Source organism: Jeotgalibacillus proteolyticus, assembly GCF_050107735.1.
In the GTDB taxonomy this organism is placed as follows: domain Bacteria; phylum Bacillota; class Bacilli; order Bacillales; family Jeotgalibacillaceae; genus Jeotgalibacillus; species Jeotgalibacillus proteolyticus_A.
This window is the reverse complement of sequence record NZ_JBNILO010000008.1, coordinates 21,554-46,741: the sequence shown is the minus strand read 5'-3', so window position 1 is coordinate 46,741 and position 25,188 is coordinate 21,554. Positions and strand designations below refer to the sequence as shown.

Annotated in this window: 22 protein-coding genes and 1 other RNA gene; 19 read left to right on the top strand and 4 right to left on the bottom strand. The window is 41.1% G+C overall.

Annotation, left to right across the window (positions count from 1 at the left end; all coding sequences use genetic code 11):
• Nucleotides 1–8: 8 nt before the first annotated feature.
• Genes ACQCT8_RS12880 through ACQCT8_RS12870 form a run of 3 tightly spaced genes read left to right on the top strand, consistent with a single transcriptional unit; the run spans nt 9 to nt 1,869 of the window.
• Nucleotides 9–677, top strand: coding sequence for a DnaD domain-containing protein (locus ACQCT8_RS12880; RefSeq protein ID WP_426871962.1), 669 nt, complete (start codon nt 9–11; stop codon nt 675–677).
• 15 nt (nt 678–692) lie between these two features.
• Nucleotides 693–1,355, top strand: coding sequence for an endonuclease III (gene nth, locus ACQCT8_RS12875; protein WP_426871730.1), 663 nt, complete (start codon nt 693–695; stop codon nt 1,353–1,355).
• Nucleotides 1,345–1,869 carry a YpoC family protein gene (locus ACQCT8_RS12870; protein ID WP_426871727.1) on the top strand — a complete coding sequence of 175 codons (525 nt, stop codon included), beginning with the start codon at nt 1,345–1,347 and terminating at the stop codon, nt 1,867–1,869. Before nth ends, ACQCT8_RS12870 begins: the two co-directional genes overlap by 11 nt.
• A 52-nt stretch (nt 1,870–1,921) precedes the next feature.
• Here ACQCT8_RS12870 and ACQCT8_RS12865 read toward each other — a convergent pair whose 3' ends face one another.
• Together ACQCT8_RS12865 and recU are read right to left on the bottom strand one after the other, a co-directional pair.
• The gene (locus ACQCT8_RS12865; RefSeq protein WP_426871725.1) at nt 1,922–4,645 is read right to left on the bottom strand and encodes a PBP1A family penicillin-binding protein; all 2,724 of its coding nucleotides are present in this window, start codon (nt 4,643–4,645) and stop codon (nt 1,922–1,924) included.
• Nucleotides 4,646–4,662: 17 nt separating this feature from the next.
• Nucleotides 4,663–5,298 (bottom strand): Holliday junction resolvase RecU, encoded by a 636-nt coding sequence (recU, locus tag ACQCT8_RS12860; RefSeq protein WP_426871723.1) that lies wholly within the window; start codon nt 5,296–5,298, stop codon nt 4,663–4,665.
• A gap of 205 nt (nt 5,299–5,503) precedes the next feature.
• On the opposite strand from recU, the gene ACQCT8_RS12855 reads away from it, so the two are divergent.
• The 12 genes from ACQCT8_RS12855 to ACQCT8_RS12800 all read left to right on the top strand — a co-directional run bounded on the left by ACQCT8_RS12855 (nt 5,504) and on the right by ACQCT8_RS12800 (nt 18,156).
• Nucleotides 5,504–5,878, top strand: a complete 375-nt coding sequence (locus tag ACQCT8_RS12855) for a DUF1798 family protein (protein ID WP_426871721.1) — start codon at nt 5,504–5,506, stop codon at nt 5,876–5,878.
• Nucleotides 5,879–5,915: 37 nt separating this feature from the next.
• Nucleotides 5,916–6,335, top strand: a complete 420-nt coding sequence (locus ACQCT8_RS12850) for a YppG family protein (protein WP_426871719.1) — start codon at nt 5,916–5,918, stop codon at nt 6,333–6,335.
• Between the two features lie 114 nt (nt 6,336–6,449).
• Nucleotides 6,450–8,747 (top strand): DEAD/DEAH box helicase, encoded by a 2,298-nt coding sequence (locus ACQCT8_RS12845; protein WP_426871717.1) that lies wholly within the window; start codon nt 6,450–6,452, stop codon nt 8,745–8,747.
• Complete coding sequence (locus tag ACQCT8_RS12840) at nt 8,731–9,981, top strand: ribonuclease H-like domain-containing protein (protein WP_426871715.1); 1,251 nt, start codon at nt 8,731–8,733, stop codon at nt 9,979–9,981. The genes ACQCT8_RS12845 and ACQCT8_RS12840 overlap by 17 nt, the downstream gene beginning before the upstream one ends.
• A gap of 442 nt (nt 9,982–10,423) precedes the next feature.
• Nucleotides 10,424–10,639, top strand: a complete 216-nt coding sequence (locus ACQCT8_RS12835; protein ID WP_278239307.1) for a CotD family spore coat protein — start codon at nt 10,424–10,426, stop codon at nt 10,637–10,639.
• A gap of 90 nt (nt 10,640–10,729) precedes the next feature.
• Nucleotides 10,730–11,296 (top strand): DUF1273 domain-containing protein, encoded by a 567-nt coding sequence (locus ACQCT8_RS12830; RefSeq protein WP_426871713.1) that lies wholly within the window; start codon nt 10,730–10,732, stop codon nt 11,294–11,296.
• A gap of 61 nt (nt 11,297–11,357) precedes the next feature.
• Nucleotides 11,358–11,675 carry a cell division regulator GpsB gene (gpsB, locus tag ACQCT8_RS12825; protein ID WP_426871711.1) on the top strand — a complete coding sequence of 106 codons (318 nt, stop codon included), beginning with the start codon at nt 11,358–11,360 and terminating at the stop codon, nt 11,673–11,675.
• Between the two features lie 93 nt (nt 11,676–11,768).
• Nucleotides 11,769–12,156, top strand: an RNA gene (rnpB, locus tag ACQCT8_RS12820) — RNase P RNA component class B.
• A 161-nt stretch (nt 12,157–12,317) separates the two neighbouring features.
• Nucleotides 12,318–13,460, top strand: a complete 1,143-nt coding sequence (locus ACQCT8_RS12815) for a THUMP domain-containing class I SAM-dependent RNA methyltransferase (protein ID WP_426871709.1) — start codon at nt 12,318–12,320, stop codon at nt 13,458–13,460.
• A 92-nt stretch (nt 13,461–13,552) separates the two neighbouring features.
• On the top strand, nt 13,553–15,481 hold the full coding sequence (locus ACQCT8_RS12810) for an ATP-dependent DNA helicase (protein ID WP_426871707.1): 1,929 nt from the start codon (nt 13,553–13,555) through the stop codon (nt 15,479–15,481).
• A 375-nt stretch (nt 15,482–15,856) separates the two neighbouring features.
• Nucleotides 15,857–17,365, top strand: coding sequence for a carboxypeptidase M32 (locus tag ACQCT8_RS12805; RefSeq protein WP_426871705.1), 1,509 nt, complete (start codon nt 15,857–15,859; stop codon nt 17,363–17,365).
• A 17-nt stretch (nt 17,366–17,382) separates the two neighbouring features.
• On the top strand, nt 17,383–18,156 hold the full coding sequence (locus ACQCT8_RS12800; RefSeq protein ID WP_426871703.1) for an SDR family NAD(P)-dependent oxidoreductase: 774 nt from the start codon (nt 17,383–17,385) through the stop codon (nt 18,154–18,156).
• A gap of 85 nt (nt 18,157–18,241) precedes the next feature.
• Here ACQCT8_RS12800 and ACQCT8_RS12795 read toward each other — a convergent pair whose 3' ends face one another.
• On the bottom strand, nt 18,242–18,697 hold the full coding sequence (locus tag ACQCT8_RS12795; protein ID WP_426871701.1) for a chemotaxis protein CheX: 456 nt from the start codon (nt 18,695–18,697) through the stop codon (nt 18,242–18,244).
• Between the two features lie 223 nt (nt 18,698–18,920).
• Between ACQCT8_RS12795 and ACQCT8_RS12790 the strand changes: the two genes are divergently transcribed.
• From ACQCT8_RS12790 to ACQCT8_RS12775, 4 genes are all read left to right on the top strand, one after another.
• Complete coding sequence (locus ACQCT8_RS12790) at nt 18,921–22,511, top strand: dynamin family protein (protein WP_426871699.1); 3,591 nt, start codon at nt 18,921–18,923, stop codon at nt 22,509–22,511.
• 178 nt (nt 22,512–22,689) lie between these two features.
• Complete coding sequence (locus ACQCT8_RS12785) at nt 22,690–23,538, top strand: sulfurtransferase (RefSeq protein ID WP_426871697.1); 849 nt, start codon at nt 22,690–22,692, stop codon at nt 23,536–23,538.
• An 18-nt stretch (nt 23,539–23,556) separates the two neighbouring features.
• On the top strand, nt 23,557–24,450 hold the full coding sequence (locus ACQCT8_RS12780; protein ID WP_426871695.1) for a 5'-3' exonuclease: 894 nt from the start codon (nt 23,557–23,559) through the stop codon (nt 24,448–24,450).
• Nucleotides 24,447–24,713 carry a DUF6123 family protein gene (locus tag ACQCT8_RS12775; protein ID WP_426871693.1) on the top strand — a complete coding sequence of 89 codons (267 nt, stop codon included), beginning with the start codon at nt 24,447–24,449 and terminating at the stop codon, nt 24,711–24,713. The genes ACQCT8_RS12780 and ACQCT8_RS12775 overlap by 4 nt, the downstream gene beginning before the upstream one ends.
• Before the next feature lie 37 nt (nt 24,714–24,750).
• Here the strand turns inward: ACQCT8_RS12775 and ACQCT8_RS12770 are convergent, their stop codons facing one another.
• On the bottom strand, nt 24,751–25,140 hold the full coding sequence (locus ACQCT8_RS12770) for a reverse transcriptase-like protein (RefSeq protein WP_426871691.1): 390 nt from the start codon (nt 25,138–25,140) through the stop codon (nt 24,751–24,753).
• Nucleotides 25,141–25,188: the final 48 nt, after the last annotated feature.

The following is a 25,188-nucleotide window of genomic DNA, read 5'->3' as shown; positions in this document are numbered from 1 at the left end:
AGCAATGGATGGAGGATGGGTATATTTCAGTTCCTGCCATCCTTTTAAAGCATTACAGTGCACTTGGAATTAATGAAGAAGAATGCATGCTTTTGCTCCACATTCATTCTTTTGTGGAAAAGGGGCAATCCTTTCCCACTCCTGACGAACTCGCAGAACGAATGACCCTTTCTTCGCCGGAATGTTTTTTTACAATCCAGGGCCTGCTTAAAAAGGGACTTCTTGAAATCAGTGAATCGTCTGTGCAAGATGTGAGAGAAGAAAGTTATTCCTTGATGCCATTATGGAATACATTAATGAATAAGCTTGAAAAGGAAAATCAGAGAGAAAAAATAGAAACAACAATGAAATCACAAACAGATCTCTATACTTTGTTTGAACAGGAGTTTGGGAGACCGTTGTCGCCGCTCGAATGTGAAACCCTGGCTATGTGGATTGACAAAGATCATCAAACTGCAAGTCTGATCAAAGCGGCTCTTCGGGAAGCGGTTATTTCAAATAAGTTGAATTTCCGTTATATTGACCGGATTTTATTTGAATGGAAAAAACAAGGGATTGAAACGGTTGATCAAGCCAGAAAGCAAAGTGAGAAATTCCGCCAGCCCAAAAAACATGAGCCCGTTCACGAAGGAGAACCAACAAAAAAAGTACCGTTTTACAATTGGCTCGAAAAGTAGTGATGGAGGTAGGATATGCTCACGAAAGCCAGTATACGATTTTGTCTGGATGAAATGGAGAAGTTGTTTCCTGATGCTCATTGTGAACTTAGACATGAAAATGCGTTTGAATTAACCATTGCCGTATTATTGTCTGCTCAATGCACTGATGCTTTGGTAAACAAAGTAACGCTAAATTTATTTAAGAAATATAAAACGCCTGAAGATTATCTGGCTGTTCCGCTGGAAGAACTGGAGCAGGATATTCGCTCAATTGGACTTTACAGGAATAAGGCGAAACATATCCGAAATTTATGTCAGCGGCTGCTTGAATATTATAATGGACAAATTCCATCTGATCATGCTGAACTGGTCACCCTTCCCGGAGTAGGGAGAAAAACAGCAAATGTGGTAGTTTCAGTTGCCTTCGGCAAACCGGCTATTGCGGTGGATACCCATGTAGAAAGAGTGTCTAAAAGGCTCGGAATTTGCAGATGGAAAGACTCTGTGACGGAAGTTGAAAACACATTGATGAGAAAAATTCCTGAAAATGAGTGGTCTGCCACGCACCACCGTCTGATATTTTTTGGAAGATATCACTGTAAAGCGCAGTCTCCCAAATGCGATCAATGTCCGCTTTTATCTCTATGCAGAGAAGGGAAGAAGCGTATGAAGGGGAAAATTACAAGTGAACAATAGATTCGAACTGCCGGTCAGGTATAAAAATGAATTATTTTTTCAGGGAGAGGAGATAGAGCTGTCTGCTTCAATGGAAAAGGGAGATCTGTTTACTCCTTATTTTCAGCCGGAATTCCGGTCGCAGCAGCATAATCTGCTGCCTCCCTGGGAAGAAATAGATCACTGGCTTCCGGTGTTGAAGAATGAGTGGGATATACTAAACGAAAGTTTGATAGCTGGCTATGACACGAAATCCTCTGCTGTCCTTGACGATATGATCAAAGGATTTTCCCTCTTCTTTATGATGCTTTACTGGTCTAATGGGAAGCCGGTAGATGTGAACAGCTGGAAGACATCCAGTCAGCAGCTTGACATAACGTGTTTAAATCTGATTGAACGCTTAAATTTCGTGATTCAGAATGCGGACTCTTACTTTGCCAGAATTCAGTTAAATGAGTTGATTTTAGAAATTTATAAGAAAAGCATAAAAAATTCAGCGATAAACGCTCTTAAGAAAAAAAAATCCCGAGAATAATAAGTATCAAATAAAAGCACGCAGCCAAGAACCAGGCTGCGTGCTTTTTACTTTATTCAGGTGTATTTTCAGTGTTATTTTGATTTGATTGATCTTCTTCGTTTTGTGCTGAATCATCAGGTGCTTCCTCATCTGGTGGAGTATCTTCATCCGTTTCTCCAGGCTCTTCTTCAGTTACACCATCTTCATCATTTTCCTGACCATCTTCCTGTTCATTTCCTTCATCCTGATTTTCTTCATTGTTTTCATCATCACCTGAGTCTTCAGGCTGTTCTTCTTCTGTTTCTTCAGGAGGAGTTTCCTCGTTCTCTGGTTCTTCTTCCGCTTCATCTTCAGGTTCTTCTTCAGGCTCTTCTTCACGCTGGCCAACATCGATGCTGACGGTGGCTTCACCGCTTCTTTGGGAGTCTGCAATTGCTGTAACAGTAAAGGTATAGCTGGAACCTGGTTCTGCTTGTTCCACTGTGAGAGCCGTGTCTCCAGTCGTTGTAAGCTCCTGAGGTTCTCCGCCATTAATACTGTAGTTTACTTCGAATTCCACTTCCCGGTCATCATCTTCATCTTGTGAGTGATCCCAGCTCAGCTGGATTGTTCCTGCTTCTTCATCATAGTCTGCCTGGAGGTTTGAAGGAGATTCCAGGTCAGGAACGACAAATTCTTCTGACACAGCAGTAGGTTCAGTACCGCGTATAAACAATTCTGTTGTCTTTTGGTTGTCAGGAGTGTATTCACTGGCAAGCTTAGGCGGATTTGTTCCTTTTTCAATTTCAACTTCTACAACAGTGTCAGGCTTTGGAAAATCAGGGGTGTCAACGCCTTCGTGAACCGACTGCATGACAGCCTTAAAAATTTCCTGTGAGGCCTGGCGCTCCTGAGGCAGCAGATAGTTTTTGTTGTTTGTAGGATAACCCAGCCATACAGCGGCAGTATATTGAGTTGAGTATCCAGCAAACCACGAATCCGGTGATCCCTCAGGCGGAATATTATTGGCAGTACGAGTCTCTTCAGGGTAATTGGTTGTACCTGACTTACCTGCAAGAGGAAGACCGGGTACTTTTGCCAAAGGACCTGTTCCATAAGGCTCTAAAACGTCTTTAAGCATATCTGTAATCATATAAGCTGTAGAATCCTTCATAACGACATCTGATTCAGGTTCAAGATCAATTGAGGACCCATCCCGAAATTCAATAGAAGTTACTAAATGAGGCTCATTATATACGCCATTGTTGCCAAAAGCAGCGTAGGCGCCAGCCATATTCAATGTATTGGTTCCAGTACCTGAGCCAATTGCGGCGCTCTCGCATAACGCGTCTCCACAATTCGGTTCAAAATTAAATCCCATATTGCTTAAAAAGCCGGTAGCAAATTCCGGGCCAGCCTCGTTATAAGCTTTAATTGCGGTGATGTTTCTTGAATCATATAAAGCTTCTCTCATCGTGATGGGTCCGGAAAATTGACCATCGTAATTGCCAGGCTCATATCCTTCACTAAAAGTAGTTGGTTCGTCTACAATAATCTGAGCTGTGGACCATTCCAGCTGCTCAATAGCAGGGGCATAGTCAAGAAGAGGTTTAATTGTCGATCCTACTTCCTGAACGTTGTCAACTGCAAAGTTGTAGCCCCGCTGGACTTCCTGACCGAAGTTTCTTCCTCCTCCAATGGCACGTACGGCCCCAGTTTTTGTATCGAGAACCGTCACACCAGCTTGAGAACGTTCACCATTCATATCATCCGGAAAATCGATGACGTCGCTGTTTAATACATTTTCCACCTGAGTTTGGGCCTCAGGGTCAAGAGTGGTGTAGATTTTCAGTCCATCCTCAAAGGGGTTAAAATCACCTTCGTCTTCCACTTCATCAATCACTGCGTCTATAAAAGCATCATTTCCCGATTCTGTGCCCGCTAATTTTTTTCTTTCATCTTCTGTGCGTTCAACGATTCCATCCATAATATCTGTGCTTACAGCCTGCTGCATTTCTTCTTCGGAAATCTTATCGTGGTTATGCATTTGCCGTAATACAGTATCGCGTCTTTCTTTTGCAAGTTCCGGGTTCGTATAGGGATTATAAGCATTTGGCCGCTGCGGGAGGCCTGCGAGCAGGGCTGCCTGGTGAAGCTCCAGTTCATCCAGCTCGGCGTTGTAATAATAATCAGAAGCGGTTCTTATACCGTAAACAAGATCAGAGTAATAGATTTTATTTACGTACATCTCAAAAATTTCTTCTTTACTATATTTTTGCTCCAGCTGAAAAGCGAGCCAGGCTTCCTGTGCTTTTCTTTCAAGGGACTTTTCAGGTGTGAGAACGGATTGTTTAATTACCTGCTGGGTAAGTGTGCTGGCTCCTTCTGCACCAAAGCCGTCCGTAATATTAGCAAGGACAGCTCCTGCAAGACGAATGGCATCCACACCCATATGATCATAAAATCGAACATCCTCTATGGAAAGGACTGCATTTTCCACGAGCGGCGGAATATCATCGTAAGCGACCAGCTCACGATTTTCAGCACCAATCCTGCCGATCACATTCTTGTCCATATCCAGTATCTCAGTTGTTACCGGATCAATAAAATCTTCTTCGTTCAGCTCAGGGGCAGTAGCAGCGTAGTAAGCGAATAAAGCTCCTCCGCCAATCAGGCCCGCCAGTCCTATTAGGAAGACCGTTAATATAATGCGTTTAAAGATCGACTTCTTGCCTTTTTTTGACTTTTTATTTTTATTTTTAGCAGAGGCTTTTTGAGCCTTTCTTTTTTCTTCTCTTGATGAGTAATCTGCCATTTTGCCGTTCCTCTCTTTCAACAATTCCTGTCATCTGTTTCAAAGCACAGATGATCAATAATTTTAAGGTAATCAATTCTTGGTTGCAAGCCTAATGCTATTTTATGCCCGTCCTCCATGATTTCATTTTTGGTCATGGATTTACGGCCCCCTTTTTTCATCCGGTCCCAATATTTTTGAAGGGGGGAGCAGGGAAGCAAAAAAATTTCTTCAGATGATGAAAATCGAATGATAACAAAAGCGATCCCATTATGCTGTTCAACCTGCTGCATATGAGTAAGCTGGTGCTCGTGAAAATTTTGTAATGGGAAAGAGTTTTTGTTTCGTGTTTCCTTTGCTTCAAAGTCGATGTAATGCCCTTTGTACACCCCGTTGTAATCGGTAGTGGATGCCTGCTTAAAATAAGCCTCTTTAATCACTGCAGCACTTCTTTTAGGATAGTCTACCTGAACAATTTGCACCGGAGTGGGCTTTTTATGAATGACAGCTTTACCTGCAGCAAGATAAAACTGATTTGTTTCATTTAAATCCTCCTCTAGAGTCATTCCCCTTTTTCCATAGGATATAGCCTGCTGATTCACTTTTTTTAAACCGGGCTTTGTTTTTTCCTTAGGAGAAGTAAATTTTTTGCCATTTGGATAATGATAAGCCATTTTAAACACCTCTCCTGACCATCATAACAGAAACAAATAAACCGGGCATGCCCCAATCCAAGCAGCCTGAAGGAAAACCAATAGAATCCGGCTTCTTCTTGAAACTCCATATAGTAGACGTATCCTGAAACAAAAGGTTTCATTTCGTCTTAAAAAATTGTCTGATACAATAAGAAATAGTCACTACTGCAGAGGAGGTCTTACTATGAAATACGAAGAATTACATCATAAAACTCTTGAACTGCTTGAAATTGTTGATTCAGCACAGAAGGAGTATGACAATAGAAGAAATACAGAGCTCAAAGGAGATTTTTATACTGAAGTAAAGCCTTTTGCAGACAGGGCTCATACATTGTCTAAAGAGTGGGGGAAGGAAGCGGATCAATTTTTGCGCAGTCATCCTCAAAAAAATCTTCATCCAAATCAAATTAAAGCGACTGTAGAAAACGTTGAACTGTTATCGGTGCAGTGTTTTTTTCCTGCCACAAGCTATAATCGATTTAAGAGTTATATTCAATCAAGCTTTTATGTCATTGAACAGGTGAACGATATATTAAAAGATTTTGAATCACCCAAATAGCAGGAGTGGAATAAGCTATGGAAAAGGGTGGTTAACCATGTATAGAACCTATTATCAGCGGTACCCTGTTCATCCTCCTATCCCAGGAAATTTCCCGGTGCCGTACGGAAGACCGATAGTCCCTTCATCGGGTCAGCTGTATCCGGGTCCGGCTAGCTGGGGATACAGCCAGCTGCCATTGCCGATACAAAGACCTGTCAGCATGCCATTGCAGCCTCAGCAGACCGCTATTCCTGTGCCTCAGCAGCCGTTGCAGCCTGAACCTTATATACAGGATCCATATAACCCTTATGCACAGCAGCAAAAACCGCAATCCTCCTGGTTTGAAATTTTTAAAACTGAAAAAGGACATGTTGACGTTAATAAAGTTATGTCAACTGCAGGTCAGATGATGAGTACAGCGCAGCAGTTTGGGTCGTTGGTAAAGGGAATCGGATCCATTTTTCCGAAAGTTTAAAAGCCCGCCAGTTGAATTTCAGCTGGCGGTTATCTGATTTTTAAATGGAAGGATGTCCATTTCCATTGCGATAAAGAATGTATGTTCGATATAATAGACAGACGAGGTGATGGAATGAGAAAAAAATCTTTAGCTGATCTGGTTGATCACTTTAAAACAGACCGGGATATTCAGCAGCAGATTGTTAAATGGCATACAATTGAACCCGTTGAGGCAGTGTATACAAACATCCCGCAGTCTGTGCATCCAAAATTAGTACAAGCTCTTCAGTCTAGAGGGATAGGGGAGTTGTACAGCCATCAGGAAGAGGCTTATAGAAATGTCATGGAAGGACATTCCGTGACAGCGATCACACCTACCGCATCCGGAAAAACCTTATGCTATAATCTTCCGGTCGTGCAGACCATTATTCAAAACCCTTCAGCGAGAGCCCTTTACTTATTTCCCACCAAAGCACTCGCTCAGGACCAGAAAACTGAATTAAATGAGTGGCTCGACTTAGCTGACGCTGCCATTAATTGCTATACGTATGATGGAGATACGCCGGCTTCTATCCGGCAGAAAGTCAGAAAAGCAGGTCAAATTGTGATAACGAATCCCGACATGCTTCACTCAGCCATTCTTCCTCATCATACAAAATGGGTTTCTCTGTTTGAGAACCTTCACTATATCGTACTCGATGAACTCCATATATATCGGGGAGTTTTTGGCAGTCATGTAGCAAATGTAATTCGCCGGCTGAAAAGAATTTGTGAATTTTACGGAAGTTCTCCTCAATTTATCTGTACTTCTGCAACCATTGCCAACCCAAAAGAATTAGCTGAGAGACTGACAGGACAACAGATGAAATTGATCAGCAAGAATGGCGCCCCTTCAGCCAGAAAGCATTTTGTTTTTTATAATCCCCCAATCGTGAACCATCAGCTGAATATAAGAAGAAGCGCTACATTGGAAGTGAGGAAGCTTGCAGGCATTCTACTGAAGCAGAAGATTCAAACGATTATTTTTGCCAAAAGCCGTGTCAGAGTGGAAATCATTCTTTCCTATCTGCAGGATCTGGTCATTAATGAACTGGGGCCCAAGTCGATTCAGGGATACCGCGGCGGGTATTTGCCAACGCAAAGAAGAGAAATTGAAAAAGGCTTAAGAAATGGTGACATTTACGGGGTTGTCAGCACCAACGCACTTGAGCTCGGGGTGGACATCGGACAGCTCCAGGCCTGCATTATGACCGGCTATCCCGGTACCATCGCGAGCGCGTGGCAGCAGTCCGGCCGAGCGGGAAGAAGGCAGGGGGAAGCGCTCATATTAATGGTTGCGAGTTCAAGTCCGCTTGATCAATATGTCATCAAACATCCAGAATACTTTTTGGAAACTTCTCCTGAAACAGCCCGGATTAATCCTGATAATCTGGTTATTCTGCTTGATCATTTAAAATGTGCGGCTTTTGAGCTGCCTTTTACAACAGAAGAATCATTCGGTGAGCATGACCTTGAGGAGCTGCTTGATTATCTTGTTGAAGAAAGAGTCCTGCATCGGTCTGGAAGTAAATGGTATTGGATGAACGATGCATTTCCAGCTCACAATATCAGCCTTCGTTCAGCTTCTCAGGAAAATGTGATTATAATCGATCAATCTGAAACGGCGCATTCAAAAGTCATTGGAGAGATGGACCGTTTCAGCGCTATGACCCTCCTGCATGATGAAGCGATTTATCTTCATCAGGGCATTCAGTTTCAGGTCGAATTCCTAGATTGGGATGAAAAAAAAGCTTATGTGCGCGAAGTTGATATTGATTATTTTACAGATGCTAATCTGGCTGTTACATTGTCTGTATTGGAAGAGGACAAGTCAAAGAATACAGAACAGGCCATTGTTTCCTACGGAGATGTTTCAGTGAGGGCAATGGCAACGATTTTTAAAAAAATCAAGTTCGACACTCATGAAAATATTGGATCGGGGCCGATTCATCTTCCTGAAGAAGAGCTCCATACGAGTTCAACGTGGTTCACGTTAAAAGCCGAATTGCATGAATTAACTGAAGACCGCATTGAACAGGGGCTGATTGGCGCAGCGCATGCTATGCAGGCAATCATACCGCTGCACGTTATGTGTGATCCACAGGATATTCAAATTGTTCCTCAGGTAAAGGCAACTCATAATCAACTGCCTACATTGTTTGTTTATGACCGGTATCCGGGCGGAATCGGGTTAAGTGAAAAAGTATTTGATATTGGATCATCCATATTAAAAGAAGCTTCCCAAATGATTCAGCATTGCCACTGCCCAGCCGGCTGTCCATCCTGCATCGGAACGGATCCACAGGGCATTGCAGCAAAAGAGGATACAATTAAGCTCATAAACTTGTTCTTTAAAGCTATAGAAGGTGAAATTCATGAGTCTCAAGAATAAGCTGAAAAGGATGAAAGTCCATCTTTCAGAAAAAGAAAAGGAACCGGAGAAAAGTTTTACAACTGTTTCGAGTGAACTGAAAAATGAAGCAGTTCCTTATGAGGAAATATGGGAAGAAAATGATGTAAGTCCATTTTGGGCAGATCAGGAATACTGTCTGATAAGGGAAGTTCGATATCCATTATCTTATAAGCAGGGAAGATATGAACTGGGTGAGTGCCTGAAAGCTGTAGATGCCTGGAACTGCACTGAAAATGAGCATCCTCTATCAGCAAAAGGTCATTCATTGAAAGACCTGTTTTTCTTTGATACGGAAACAACAGGTCTGCGTGGAGTAGGCAGCACGATTTTTATGCTGGGCTATGCACAATTCACAGATCATGAAGTAATTCTTAAACAGCATATATTAACTCATCCGGGCTATGAAGTTCCTCTTTATCTGAGCTTTTTGGAAAATGTGGATTATACAACACTTGTAACGTATAATGGAAAATCCTTTGACTGGCCACAGGTTAAAAGCCGGCATACACTCATACGTGATCATGTGCCTAATCTTCCTGAAACCGGGCATTTTGATTTATATCATGCTTCCCGCCGTTTATGGAAGCATAAAATGGAATCGGTCAAGCTTACTGACGTGGAAAAGCACATCTTAAAATTTGAGAGGAAGGATGATCTGCCCGGTTATTTAGCTCCTGCAATTTATTTTGATTTTGTGGAGCGAAAACATCCTGAAGGAATCATTAAGGTGCTCGATCACAACGAAAAAGACATATTATCCCTGATCTCCCTATACACACATATTACCTTTCAATTGCTGGGGCAGGATCAAGAACAGACAAGCTATGAAAAAGTCGAAGCAGGCAAATGGTACAAAGCTGCAGGTGATCATTCAGCATCCACATTACTGCTCGAACAGGCTTATTCCGAGGATTTGCAAAATTATACTGCAGCCCATTCGCTGGCTTTCTCCTTAAAGAAAAAAGGGGAGATTAAAGAGGCGGCAGCGCTTTGGAAAAAAGTATGTGAAAATGGAACTCCTAGAGAAAAAAGAGAAGCAGCCGTTGAACTTGCGAAATATTTTGAACATCATGAAAAGAACATTGATCTTGCAATCGACTATACACAAAAAGCCAGACTGTCTCTTATAGAAGACGAAAACGTCAGGTTAACTGTTAAGAAAAATGAAATGAATAAAATTCATCACAGACTGCAAAGATTAAACAGGAAATAAGAACAAATTGCTGCGGAAATAATGAATATTCTCTTTTCATCATTTCCCGGGCAAGCGCATAATTCTCATGTTTTCGCTAAAATCTTCATCCCTGGGTACGACAAAATAAGCATATTTTTCTTCCTGCTCGACAAATTTATCCTCTGGTTTCAGGAAAAGTTCACAAAACGTTCAATTTAATTTAGATCATATCCGGTTGAGTCAGCGTCTAAACAATTGTAATATAAATGTATAGAACTTAATGGGGTTGAAATTATGAGAAGATTCATTTTAGTTTTGTTTTTCTTGCTTATTGGAGTCACGGCTTTTGTTTTTTCAACAATTGGTGATCAACTGACAACTTTACAATAAATGAGCGTTTCGCATAGGTCAAACCCTCCTTTCCTTCATATTCTATAGAAACGAAGGTTATTTAACGATAACCAGGGAAGGGGGAGCAAACGTGCATTGTAGAAGAAGAATTTGTCCGCCGATCGTGCATCCAACTATGTGTTGTACGAATCATTCGACGGAAATCATTGAAGTTCCACATATCCACCCGATTCAAATTACAAATGTAAATCATCAGATCTATCAGCATAAGCACTATTTCCCGCAGACTATGAACGCAGAACAAACTGTAGCAAATCAGCAATTTATGTGCAACAGACCTTTCTAAAGGTATATAAGATTTTTGAACCATTGGCGGCTGGCTTATAAACCAGTCGCTTTTACCGTTCATCATATTATGCTAAGGGTGTTGACAGTTATGAAAATCTTAACGGTGTCGGGATATAAATCGCATGAGATTGGAATTTATAAACAATCGGATCCTGCAGTAAAAATAATAAAAAAAGCCATAAAACAGCATATTGAAGCAAAAGTGGGAGAAGGGCTCGAATGGGTATTAGTGTCGGGACAGCTTGGTGTCGAAATGTGGGCTGCAGAAGTTGTGATTGAGCTTAAAGACCGTTTCCCAGAGTTAAAGCTCGCCATTCTTACTGCTTTTGAAAAACATGAGGAGAAATGGAACGAAAATAATCAAGAGATGTATCAGCAGGTTGTGCTTGAAGCTGACTTTGTTGACGCAATATCTAAAAAGCCCTATCAAAATCCCCAGCAGCTAAAAAACAAAAATCTATTTCATCTGACCAAATCAGATGGCCTGTTGATGATTTATGATGAAGAAAAAGAAGGCTCCCCTAAATTTTTATGGGAAATGGCTCGTGATTGGAGTAAAATCAACGAGTATAGTGTGACGCAAATAAATTTTCAGGACCTGCAATGGCTGGTGGAGGAAGATCAATTGGATAAAGATTCATCGATTGTCGATTGACATTTCCCGTTCTTTTTGAAAAAATGAATAAAGTGCAATAGATAGCAGAGGTGAGAGATAAATGAAAGAAAACATTGCTCAGCTTACAGCAAAGGAAATACTTGAGCGTGAATTTAAAACGGCTATGAGAGGCTATAAACCTGAAGAAGTGGATGCTTTTCTGGATCAGATCATAAAAGATTACGAAGCTTTTCATGAAAGAATTGAGGCGCTGGAAAACGAAAATAATCGTTTGAAGCAGCAAACCTCAGAATCGCCAAAACGGTCAGCTGTCCAGCATCAGGCACCGAACACCGGAACCACAAATTTTGATATATTAAAAAGGCTTTCGAACCTGGAAAAAGAAGTATTCGGCAGAAAGCTGTACGAAGATCAATAGGATACATAAATAACGGATGCACGTGTATTTATTAAAACAGCTTGCAGTCCGTTTTTTTTTCGTGTATAATTAAATCTTGGCGAATCGATCATGATGTTCGGGCAATTGCTGTAGCGCAAGCTATAGAGGAAAGTCCATGCTCACACGGTGCTGAGATGCCTGTAGTGTTCGTGCCTCGCGAAAAAATAAGCGGGGGCATTCCGGTCAGACCGGTTTGACGGCAGAGAGGATACCTAAGTTCTATTGAATATGGTATGCATCTCTTGAAAGTGCCACAGTGACGTAGTTTCATCAGAAATGATGAAAGTGGAACGAGGTAAACCCCACGAGTGAGAAACTCAAACTATGGTAGGGGCACTTTCCCTGAGGAAATGAACAAAGGGAAGGATCAGCTGATTTGCTGATAGATAGATGATTGCCACCTGTGTACGAGCGCTTTTGCGTGCTTGAAGTACAAGGCAACAAAACATGGCTTACAGATCATCATGATTGGTTGCACCAATTCTTGCAGTAACCTAAGAACGTTCAAGGGCATGACCATTCATTTAAAAATGCGGGTCTGCCCTTTTTTTATTGATACGGCAATACTCGGACCATAAAAATTAGGCGCGTAATGGAAGTATATAAATAGAGGGTGACGAAATGACCACATATAAATTAATCGCTACAGCAGCTATGGGTCTTGAAGCAGTGGTAGCTAAAGAAGTACAGAACCTGGGCTACAAAACTACAGTAGAAAACGGAAAGATTATGTATGAAGGGGACGAAGAAGCAATCGTCCGTTCAAATTTGTGGCTGCGGACAGCAGACAGAGTGAAGATTGTGATGGGAGAATTTAAAGTTTATTCATTTGATCAGCTGTTTGAACAAACAAAAGCTCTTCCGTGGGATCAGCTCCTGCCTGTTGATGCTGCATTCCCTGTATCTGGAAAATCTATTAAATCACAATTATACAGTGTGCCGGATTGCCAGGCCATTGTTAAAAAAGCGATTGTTGAAAAATTAAAATCTTCTTATAAGCGCATGAGCTTTTTGGATGAATCCGGACCTTCCTATAAAATAGAAATTGCGATTCGCAATGACGTAGCAACATTAACCATTGATACAAGTGGAGCAGGTCTTCATAAACGGGGGTACCGGGTTGGACAGGGAGAAGCGCCGCTAAAGGAAACGATGGCTGCAGCCCTAGTTCAGCTGACCAACTGGAGGCCTGACCGTCCATTTCATGATCCTTTTTGCGGATCAGGCACCATTGCAATAGAAGCTGCATTAATTGGGCAGAATATTGCACCTGGATTTAACAGGGACTTTATCTCTGAAGAATGGCCGATTATTCCGAAAGATTTGTGGGATAAGGTTCGTCTGGAAGCTGAATCACAAGCCAATTATGATCAGCCGCTGGAAATTTACGCGACAGACATTGATCACAGCATGGTGGAGATTGCAAAAGAAAATGCAATAGAAGCAGGCCTTGGTGACCTTATTCAATTTAAGCAAATGCAGGTAAAAGATTTTACTGCTTCCCGGGATTACGGTGTAATTGTCGGAAATCCGCCATATGGCGAACGGATCGGTGAGGAAGAAGCGGTTGAAACGATGTACAGAGAAATGGGAGAAGCATTTGAAAAGTACCCAACATGGTCCAAGTACATCATTACTTCACATCCTTCTTTTGAAAACCTGTACGGAAAGCCTGCAACGAAAAAACGAAAACTCTTCAATGGTTTTATCCGGACAGATTACTATCAATACTGGGGCACAAGACCACCTAGAAAAGAGTCTTAATCAATAGAATTTCCGGGACTGACATGCTGAAGAACTGCATGTCTTTCTTGCTGTTTTAATGATGTGAATGGAACAGAAAGGGGAACGCGAAGTTGAAGACAAAATCATTGCCTTTTCCACTGACGAGTGATCAATCTTTTTACGAGGCCTTAGGAGACTGGATCGGGGACGTATTTTACGATATTTTACCCGAAAAAGGTCTTGAGTTAAGGGATGAACAAATCTTTATGGCTTTTCAGCTAGAGCAGGCATTTAAAAAGAAGTCGATCATGTTTGCAGAAGCGGGTGTTGGCACTGGCAAAACATTAGCGTACCTGCTATATGCCATCCCTTATGCTAGATATACCGGCAAGCCAGCGATCATAGCGTGCTCTGATGAAACATTAATTGAGCAGCTGGTGAAAAAAACAGGGGATATCCATAAGCTGGAGGAGCTTCTTGGTCTCACAGTAGACGTCAGACTTGCCAAGTCAAGAGAACAGTATTTATGCTTGAAAAAATTAGATAAAACTACTTCGAAAAGTGACGATGAAGAACTTGATGAAGTGTATGAGCAGATACCTGACTTCGTTTACGGCAAAGGTTCCATGAGTTCTTTTTACCCTTACGGTGACCGCAAAGAATTTCCATATCTGGATGATGATCAGTGGAAGCAGATCAACTGGGATTCCCTCCAGGATTGTTTATCATGTGATGTACGCCACCGGTGCGGGCAGACCTTAAATCGTGAGCATTACCGTTCAGCAGGTGATTTAATTATTTGTTCCCATGACTTTTATATGGAACATATCTGGACGAAGGATGCCAGAAAAAGAGAAGGACAATTGCCTCTTCTTCCTGAAGCAAGCGCTGTGGTGTTTGATGAAGGCCATCTGCTGGAATTTGCCGCTCAAAAAGCGCTGACATACCGGACGTCACTTTCCAATTTATCTATCATTCTGGATAAACTGACAAGCAATGATATCCGGGAAAAAACGCTGTATTTAATCGATCGCATCGTGGAGCAGCATGACGAGTGGTTTGCTTCCATCAGCAAGCACGCAGATCATGAAAGTGTTTCGGAACGCCGGGCTATTCACAGACATGAAGAAGTATTAACCAACTCCAGAAAGCTTAAGGGAAGTATAGATCAGCTTCTTGAAGAGCTCGTTTTTGAATCCGAACTGTATGTGATTGATGAGTATGATTTGAAAATTGTAGAAGAATATCTAGAGCTGGTATTATTTTCACTCAAATTATTACTGGATGATGATGGCGCCATCATATGGCTTGAAGAAGCGGCAGATGATGAAACGCTCGTCATTATGCCGAGACTGGTCGAGGATATCTTGCGTGAAGAAGTATTTTCCAAAAAAATTCCTACCATCTTTTCATCTGCAACTCTTTCAGTCAAAGAGGATTTTTCATATCTTGCTAAAAGTCTGGGAATTGATCAATTTGACTCTTTCAGTGTATCGTCGCCCTTTGATTACTCAAATACAATGAACGTAAAGATTCATCTTGTTGATGAATTTGAAAAAGGCGAAAAGCAGACAAAGCTGCTTGAAAGTCATCCGCACGGAAGTTTGATATTATTTAACACAAAAGAGGATCAGGAGCTTTACCGCTATGGCTACGCGCACGAATTAGGAGAGGAAACTTCCCTTTATTATGAAGGTGATGAAGAGATCAGCACCCTGGTAGAAAAATTTCAACATGACCACTCAAGTATTCTGTCTTCTTATCATCTTTGGGAAGGGCTTGATATTCCCGGTGACAGCCTTAGTCAAGTCATTATAGATTCGCTTCCTTTTCCTCCTCAGGATCCAGTATTCGAAGCGAAGAGAAATCATACCTCAGACCCTGTTAACGAAGTGGACCTTCCTTATATGCTGCTCAGACTGCAGCAAGGAATCGGCCGATTAATCAGAACGTCATCTGATGCAGGAGAGGTTCACCTGTTTTTAAGTGATGAAGATCAGAAATGGCTGCATGAAATTGAACATATACTTCCGGTCAAGCCGCTAATCATTAAAGGTTAAGGGAGCAGGGCAAGTTTAAAGTTAAATAAGACGATCATCACTTGAGGCTTTAACAAAACTCAAAAAAGTTTAAAAATGACGATATATTTAAAAATAGTAGTAGGTGAACTGAGCAGAAGGTGGCGACTCTCTGCAGGATATGACGGTTGCTTGAGACCCCGCAAGGCAAAGCCTGAGGGCTCAGTGCCGTCCCTGCGGAAAGCGTCCCCCTGAAGCGAAGTGAACCAGTCGTAGAGCTTGAGACACTTTTGTCCCAGGCTCTTTTTTGTGTTGACTTGCAGATGGTCTTTGAACGCCATTCGGACTTGAGCAAATGTTTCCCTTCAATTCTGAAAAATATGATAAAATGGTTCGGTACGAAAGAAAAGGGGGAAGATGATGGAAACGAAAAAGATGGAAAAAGAGTTTCTTACATATGTAAACAAAATGCAGGCTTATGAAGAAGCCTTGGGGTTAATTTTCTGGGATTTGAGGACGGGTGCTCCTAAAAAAGCTGTAGATCAGCGATCGCAGGTTATCGGCACCTTATCCGGAGAATTATTTGATTTATCCACTTCAGATGAAATGGCTTCTTTTGTAGCAGGCCTCTCTTCACATAAGGATCAGCTAAGTGATATTACAGTGAAAACCTTAGAGGAATGCCAGGAGGAATATGAGCGAAATAAAAAAATTCCGGGTGACGAATTTAGAGAATATGTGATTCTTCAATCAAAAGCAGAAAGTGTGTGGGAAGAAGCCAGAGAGAAATCTGATTTTTCATTATTCAAGCCCTATTTAGAAAAACTGGTCAAAGCCAACAGAAGGTTTGTACAGTACTGGGGTTATGAAGGAAATCCATATAATACCCTTTTGGACCGGTTTGAACCGGGAGTAACAGTCGATATTCTCGATCGTGTTTTTGCGCAGGTCAGAGAGGCAGTGGTGCCTCTTGTAAAGAAAATACAGGATTCACCAAATAAGCCGGACACCTCTTTTATTTTTAATCATTTTCCAAAGCACGCACAAAAACAATTCAGCTTAAAGATGCTTGAAGAACTTGGCTATGATTTTGAGGCAGGCAGGCTAGATGAAGCGGTACATCCTTTCGCCACAGGGTTAAACCCCGGGGATGTCAGAGTGACAACCAGATACGATGAAGGTGATTTCAGGAGCGCCATTTTTGGAACGATTCACGAATGCGGTCATGCATTGTATGAGCAAAACATTAGCGAAGATTTAATTGGCACTCCTTTATGCAGCGGAACATCAATGGGTATTCATGAATCTCAATCATTGTTTTTTGAAAATTTCATAGGGAGACAAGAGGCATTTTGGAGCCGTTATTATGATTTATTAAAAGAATATTCCGATGGACAGTTTGAACAGATTCCCCTCCAAGAATTTGTCCGCTCCATTAATGAATCTAAGCCGTCTCTCATTCGTGTAGATGCAGATGAATTAACCTATACATTACATATAATGATCAGATATGAGATTGAAAAAGGACTGATCAATGGTGACATAGAAGTGGAAAATCTTCCGGAAATATGGAATGCAAAGTATAAAGAATATCTGGGCATTGTACCCCAAAATGATGCGCAAGGAGTTCTTCAGGATGTGCACTGGTCAGGCGGAGCGTTCGGATACTTTCCATCCTATGCACTGGGATATATGTATGCTGCACAGTTTAAGCATGCGATGAAAAAAGATCTCCCGGAATTTGACGAACTGCTATCTCAAGGGAATATTAAACCGATTAAAGAGTGGATGAGCACGAATGTTCATCGCTACGGCAAGATGAAAAAACCTTTGGAAATTATAAAAGAAACAACCGGTGAAGGACTTAACGCGCAATATTTAATTGATTATCTGACTGAAAAATACTCCAGGATCTATTCTTTGTAAATGAAAGGAGATTCACGATGGAATTACCTTCTTTTGCTTTGACCGGTAAAACTGCAATAGTGACAGGAGCAGGAAGAGGCATCGGCAAAGCCCTGGCAGCAGGACTGGCTGAAGCTGGTGCAGAAGTGATTCTGCTTTCACGTACTGAAAAAGAATTAAAAGAAACAGCCCGCCAAATCAAGGATAGGGGCGGCAAAGCGTACTATCTCACTGTTGACGTGACGGACCGCGAACACATTCATCAGGCAATTGGGCAAATTAGAAAAAAAAGCGGCAGAATCGATATTCTCATTAACAATGCAGGCATGAATATACGTTCAAAAGCGGAGGATGTTACAGATTCTGAGTGGAATACTATAATGGACACCAATCTTAAATCTGCTTTTATGATGTCTCAGGAGGTAGGAAAAGTGATGAAAGAACAGTGGACCGGTGGAAGTATTTTATCGGTTTCTTCTGTTGCGGGACAAACAGCCTTGCGAACGGGAGTAGCTTATGGTGCATCTAAAGCCGCTTTGATTCAAATGACGAAAATTTTAGCATTTGAGTGGGGAAAAGATGGAATACGTGTAAATTCCATTGGGCCTTGGTATTTCGATACCCCTTTAACAGAAAAGCTGTTGTCTGATGAAAAGTATTTGAAAGATATTCTTGCTGTAACACCTTTAAACAGGGTAGGACAGCTAAAAGAATTGATTGGTCCCGCCCTCTTTTTTGTGTCCGAAGCGGGAAGTTATGTAACCGGTCAAACTTTGTTTGTTGATGGCGGAATGACCATACACGGCTTTTAAGTAACAGTTATTCAATAATGCTTTCACTTTAACTGAACATGAGCAAAAGCCAACAACATCGATTGGCTTTTGCTCATGTAGATTTTTATTTATCTTGTATAGCTACCAATATTGAAAATTCACCCACTGTATCAATGGAAAAAGGGAGAAGAATTGCTTTAGTAAAGCCGTATAATTTTGTTTTTCCACTCATGACTGTAGGAGGGGTAATGTCGAGTTCAGCTCCAGTGCTCGAAATCGATGTGGCAAGAGTGCCCGCAATCATATTACCGAACTCACCGATGAAAGAAAGCAGCATATCACCTTCAAGCATCATTCCAAACATTCGGCTTCCTAATGCACTAAAATCATCTTCTTCACCATCGATCAGTATCCGCCCCCTTACTTCACCGGTCATGCCGATCATCACTCCGACTTTTTGCTGCTCATATGGGTGATCAATCAAAATAGGCTTTTTAATGACCACGGGAAGAGGAATGACAGATTTTAAAGAATGAATCGTTCCATTCAATGTATTTGTGACTGTTTTGGTCGCGATCATGTAGCACCTCCGAATGTTTTCTAGTTATATTATACCATGACAATTGATCTAAATGTCTATAAAAACTTTCACTTTATTTCTTCATGTAAAGTTGAAAAAGACTCAGCCATTCAGTTTACTTATAATGTGGGCATACATAAATTTACTGCTTACATAGGATTTGCAGCAAAAATCTAGTACACTAAAAGCGATTAGGAAAAAGATAAGAATGGAAGCGGTATATATGGATGAGAAGAAAGATATCTTAAATCAGTTAGCTCAATTTTGGTCGATTTGCACCGATCACCAGGATGAATTTACTGCTCAAAAGACGAAGCGTCTGGCTCACAAACTTTATAATGATGAATTGGTTGTTGGGTTTTGCGGACATTTTTCTGCAGGCAAATCGGCGATGATCAATTCACTTATGGGGGAAAACCTTCTTCCCTCAAGCCCTATCCCTACAAGTGCAAATCTGGTGGCGATTCATACAGGAGAATCGAAAAATGTAATCCTGACTATGCTCGATCAAAAAAAGATTCAGCTTATGCCCCCTTTAGATGAGTCAACTATTTTGAAGCTTGGTAAGAACGGACGGGATATTAAAAGAATTGATTTATACAGAGAGCATTCATCCGTTCCTCAAGGGGTGACAGTTTTAGATACACCGGGAATAGATTCAGTGGATGATCTTCATAAGCAAGCGACTGATTCTGCCATACATATTGCTGATCTGATTTTTTACGTCATGGATTACAACCATGTTCAGTCGCAGCTGAATTTTGACTGGATCCGGAATATGTCTGCTTATAGACCGGTTCATGCCATCGTCAATCAAATTGATAAACATAATGAGGAAGAGCTTACGTTTGAAACCTTTAAAAAACTGAATGAGGAGGCGTTCAGAAAAGGAGAGGCTAATCCTCATGCATTTTATTACACCTCTTTAAAAGAGCACAGCCACCCCTTTAATCAGTTAAGTGATATACGAGCAGAAATAAATAATATAATCGAAAACAAAGATAAAATGATGATCCTTACTGCATCTTCCTCACTCAAATTGCTAAAAAGAGAGCATGAGTCATTTTTAACTGATCAGCTTGATCAGATGATGGATACATATGAGGACTTTTTGTCGTTAAAAAAAACGGGAAGCCGGGAAGAAATACTGGAAGCTGAAAAAGAATTTAAAAATAAGGATCAGGTTTTTACGATTGATGACTGGGAACATAAATTTAATAAAAAGAGAGACCAGGTTATCCAATCAGCTTATTTAATGCCTTCTGATGTCAGAGAAAAAGCAGGACGGTATTTAGAAGCCAACGAACAGTCGTTTAAAATGGGATTTTTCTTTTCATCGAAGAAAACAGCAGAGGAAAAAATGAAGCGTGAAGAAGATTTTGTCAATCTTTTAAACAAGACGGTCATGCAGCAGCTTGACTGGCATTTAAAAAACATCTGCCATTCATTCTTAAAAAATGCAGGCATAAAAGACCGGGAAATTGAGGAAAATATCGAACTGCTCAGTTTCAAAATAGATGCTCCGTTTGTAAAAAGCCGAATAAAACCCGGTGCAGAAATAAACGGTGAAGCACTTCTGAATTATTGCAGCGATTTATCTGACCACATTCAAAAACAGGCGAAACAGCGTATTGAAGAAATTAAAGAAAAGATTCTTCAAAGACATTCTGATGAGATAGAGGATTATCTAGGTGGATCCGAAACAAAATCCGACATTATTCTTCAAAAGGCAAATGCTCTTAGAACGATTATGAAAATAGAAGATCAGCTTAAACGTCTTACTACTCTTCAACCGTCAAACGAGAGCGCGTTAATTACATCATGGGTAAATGACTGGGAAATGGAACTGAAGAACATGACTCAGGTTTCCGACCTAAATACGTTTCAGGAGACTTCAGAAGAAAAACCGATGATCAATCCATCACCTGAAGAAAAACGCATCGGTGAGGCGTTAGACGAAGATATTGTTCTCCATAATCTGGAGGTTGCCGCAAAAGAACTTGCAGGTCTTAAAGGGTTTACCAGACAGCATGAGCATCTTTTAACCAGTATGGATAAGATTAAAAACAAGGATTTTACAGTTGCTCTTTTTGGGGCGTTTAGTGCTGGTAAATCATCATTTGCTAACGCTTTGCTTGGAAGAAAAGTGCTTCCTGTCTCTCCTAATCCAACGACGGCTTCCATTAATCGAATTAAGCCGGCATCGGCGTCTTTTCCAAATGGAACGGTAAAAGTTTATTTTAAAAAGGAAAAGGATCTGCTTGAAGATTTGCAGCTCATCTTCCGCGAACTTGAAATGAATCCGCAAAGCCTTGAGCAGGCATACAAAGAAGTACCGGAGGCTTGTGAGAAAAAAGAATCCAATATGGATGCAAAAATTAATTTTCTTAAAGCTTTTCATTCAGGCTGGCCGCAATTAAAGAATCATCTTAATTCAGCACGCATTGTTGATCAATCAGAATTTGAAGATTATGTGGCGAAGGAAGAACAATCCTGCTTTGTAGAGGCGATCGATTATTATCTGGATTCCACAATTTCTGATAAAGGAGTCACTATTGTTGATACACCAGGGGCTGATTCCATAAACGCCAGGCATACTGATGTATCTTTTGAGTATATCCGCCGTGCAGACGCAGTTCTGTTTGTCACCTATTACAATCATGCTTTTGCCAGAGCAGACAGGGAATTTTTGATTCAGCTTGGAAGAGTAAAGGATAGCTTTGAACTCGATAAGATGTTTTTTATCGTCAATGCGGTTGATCTTGCGGAATCAGAGGAAGAAAAAAACCAGGTAATAACGTATATGAAAAACCAGCTGATCAATTTCGGCATAAGACATCCCAGGATTTTTGGTGTTTCCAGTCAGCAGGCAGTCAGCAGCAGACCATCTGTATCTGAAAAGTCGGGAATTGATTCTTTTAATCAATCATTTCACTCGTTTTTACAAAACGATTTAGTAGGGATGGCCGTAAAAACTGCTCACGTAAACACAGAGAAAACGGTTCATCAACTTAAAAAAATAATAGAAAATGCCGAGCAGGACTCGCTTCAAAAAGAACTGAAAATAAATCAGCTTGCACAAGCAAAAGAAAAAATTGCAGAACAATTTAGCCAGCCTGATTTGAATGGCGTTCATTCCCGTATTAACCAGGAGCTGGATGAATTATTTATCTACATGGAGCAGCGTGTGTTTTTTCGATTTACTGATTTTTTCAAGGAATCTTTTCATCCGACTTTATTTGCAGATCATGCTGCTGCAAAAGCGCTGAACAAAGCAACAAGCTCACTTTTAAATAGCCTGGGTTATGATTTCTCTCAGGAATTAAAGGTCGTGAATCACAGGATCGCCCAATATATTAAGAGACAATTAAAAGAACAGCTGGAACTGGAGTGGAGTAAAGTTGAGGCTTTGTTGCCAGATGAGTTAAAGCCTTCAATGAAGATAAAGGAAATGGAGCTTCTGTCATTTTCTCCGCTGTTTACTGAATTTGCACCAGCAGACTTTAAAAAAGAATTAGCAGCATTTAAAAATACGAGATTGTTCTTTGAAAAAAATCAAAAGCAAATCATTAGAGAGCTTTTAGAGGAACGATTAAAAAGAGAAGGTAAAAAGCTCCTTTCTGATCAAAAAACAAGAATAGAGAATTGGATAGACCTTCATCTTTCCGCCGCCGGAAAAGAACTGTATACTAGATGGAGAGAAGATCTTTTCGAGCAAATAGAAGGTCAGCTGAGCGGGTATCAATCTCAGGAAGTAATGGAGGAGTGGAAAAAGTCATTAGAAGCTATCCATAAAAGGAGTTTTGATATATGAGCAGGGATTTTCATGCTTGTGCCACCTGTGTGCATTTTGAAGCATTAAAATCAAAAGGTGGAATGATCTACCGCTGCAGGCGGCTCGGTTTTGAAACGAGGCCCGAATATAAATTTAATTGCTGGGAACCAAAATCCCATATTAAAAAGTTAATAGAAAAACAAGGGGGGTAACTAACATGGGTTATACTGTGACAGCAGCGTGGCTGATGGAAAACTTAGAGGGAAATACAGTGATAGCAGATTGCAGATTTTCTTTGTCAGAGCCAGATTCCGGATGGGAACAATACCTCGAAGGGCATCTTCCTGGTGCGGTTTACTTTCATCTGAACAATGATTTGTCAGGCCCACCGCAAAAACATGGTGGACGCCATCCGCTCCCCTCAAAGGAAGTATTTCAAAAAACGGCGGAGCGGGCTGGTATTTCCAATCACTCCACTGTTGTCATCTACGATGGAGGAGAAGGCGCCTTTGCAGCCCGGCTATGGTGGCTTTTGCGCTATTACGGTCTGGAGAATGTCTTTATTTTAAACGGAGGCTTTAAAGAATGGACGGCGCAGGGACTACCACTGGCCACCGAGGTGCCGTCTCCTGCAGCCGGAACGTTTTCCTTAAATATAAAAGATGAATGGCAGACAGATATAGAGGAAATTAAACAAATCGTAAGAGGTCAGTCCACTTCCATCTTAATCGATTCGCGTTCCTATGACCGCTACATTGGTCAAAATGAACCCATTGACAGAGTAGCAGGCCATATTCCTGGAGCGATACACCGGGATTGGATGGATAGTCTTAACGAAGGTTTTTTTCTGAAGGATGCTGAACAGGCGAACCGATTTTCAGATTGGGAAAAAGACCGTCCGATTGTCGTTTATTGTGGAAGCGGAGTGACAGCTATCCCCAATTTCATTGCCCTCAAGCAGGCTGGCTTTGAAAACGTAAAACTATATCCGGGGAGTTATAGTGACTGGGTTTCCTACGACGACAACGAAATTGAATTGGGAGATTCAACTCATTTTAAAAAGTAAGTGTGAAAGGAGCAAGGCATGCATCAAAAACATATTCTTTTAATTGATGGAATGGCATTACTATTTCGTTCTTTTTTTGCCACGGCAATATCCAATCAATTTATGATTAACCGTCACGGCAATCCGACAAATGCAATACAAGGTTTTTTAAGACATTCGCTTACAGCGATCGAACAGGTTCAGCCCACTCATGTGACAGTTTGCTGGGATATGGGTCAGCAAACTTTCCGAAATGAGGTTTATGAGCAATATAAAGCTAATCGGCAGGCTGCTCCGATTGAATTGATCCCACAATTTGATCTCGTTAAAGAAATTGCAGCTCACTTTTCATTTGCGAACATCGGCGTGTCCGGTTATGAAGCAGATGACTGCATTGGAACCATTGCCCAGCAGGCAGATGAAGAAACTAAAATCAGCATAGTCAGCGGGGATAAAGACCTTCTGCAGCTATTGAATGATCACGTTGAAGTTTGGCTGGTCAAAAAAGGATATGGAGAATACAGCCGTTTTACCCATTCACGATTCACAGATGAATACGGCATCACACCCTCTCAATTTATAGATGTTAAAGGGCTAATGGGTGATACGAGTGACGGATATCCTGGTGTGAAAGGGATTGGGGAGAAAACGGCGTTTAAATTAATTCGTGATCATCAATCTATTGATGGCATCATAGAAAATCTTCATTTACTCACCCCATCTCAGCAGAAAAAAATCGAGATGGATATGGATATGCTCCATCTTTCCAGAAAACTCGCAGCGATACACTGTGAGGTACCTCTTCCAGAAATCATGTACAATAAATGGTCCGGCGTTCCAGGTGCTGTTCATGAAGTAATTGATTTACATGAGCTGAAAACCGTCCGGCGCTTTTTAGACAGCTACAGCTCTTTTGCAGGAAGTCAGGCATGACTTCTCTGGAAAACTTTCTGGCTGACTTGCATACAAAAGGATTTAAACTGGATGATGAAGCAATCAAATTTATTTATTTCGGAAAAAAATATACAGATGCCGCTGATTCAAAAGTACAGGCCGCTATTGAAGTAACATTGAAACTGCAGCACCGTTTTGATTCGGGGTTTTATATGTCGGTGCTGGAGGAGATTACGCAATCGAATCTTACATCCCGCAATAAAATAGAGGATCATTTCAGAAAAAAAGGAATTTCAATTTAAGTAAAATCCCTCCGCAGCGAAAAAGAGCGGAGGGATTTTACGCGTTAAGATAGATGGCTTTTCTGGCAAGTTCATCTGCTACTTTATTTTCTTTACTTGGAATCCATTTAATAAAAAATAAAGGGTATTGATCTGTCAGATCCGTGATTTTTTTCAGATAATGAGCATATTGTTTGTTGCGGATAAACCTCTTTTCAACTGCACCGATTACAGCCTGTGAATCTGACTTGCACGAAATAATATGATCTTTCAGGGGAAGGCATAATGTCAGACCATGAATCAACGCCTCAAATTCCGCTTCGTGATTGGTTAATTCACCAAGAGGAATAGAGTGTTTATGCGAGTTTTGGCCGTTTTTTATAAAAACACCTGCACCGCTTTTCCCCGGGTTTCCAGCACTTGCCCCGTCTATAAATAACTCAATCAATGGGAACACTCCTTTATTTACTTATTATAGCCTTACTTGCATAGGGGA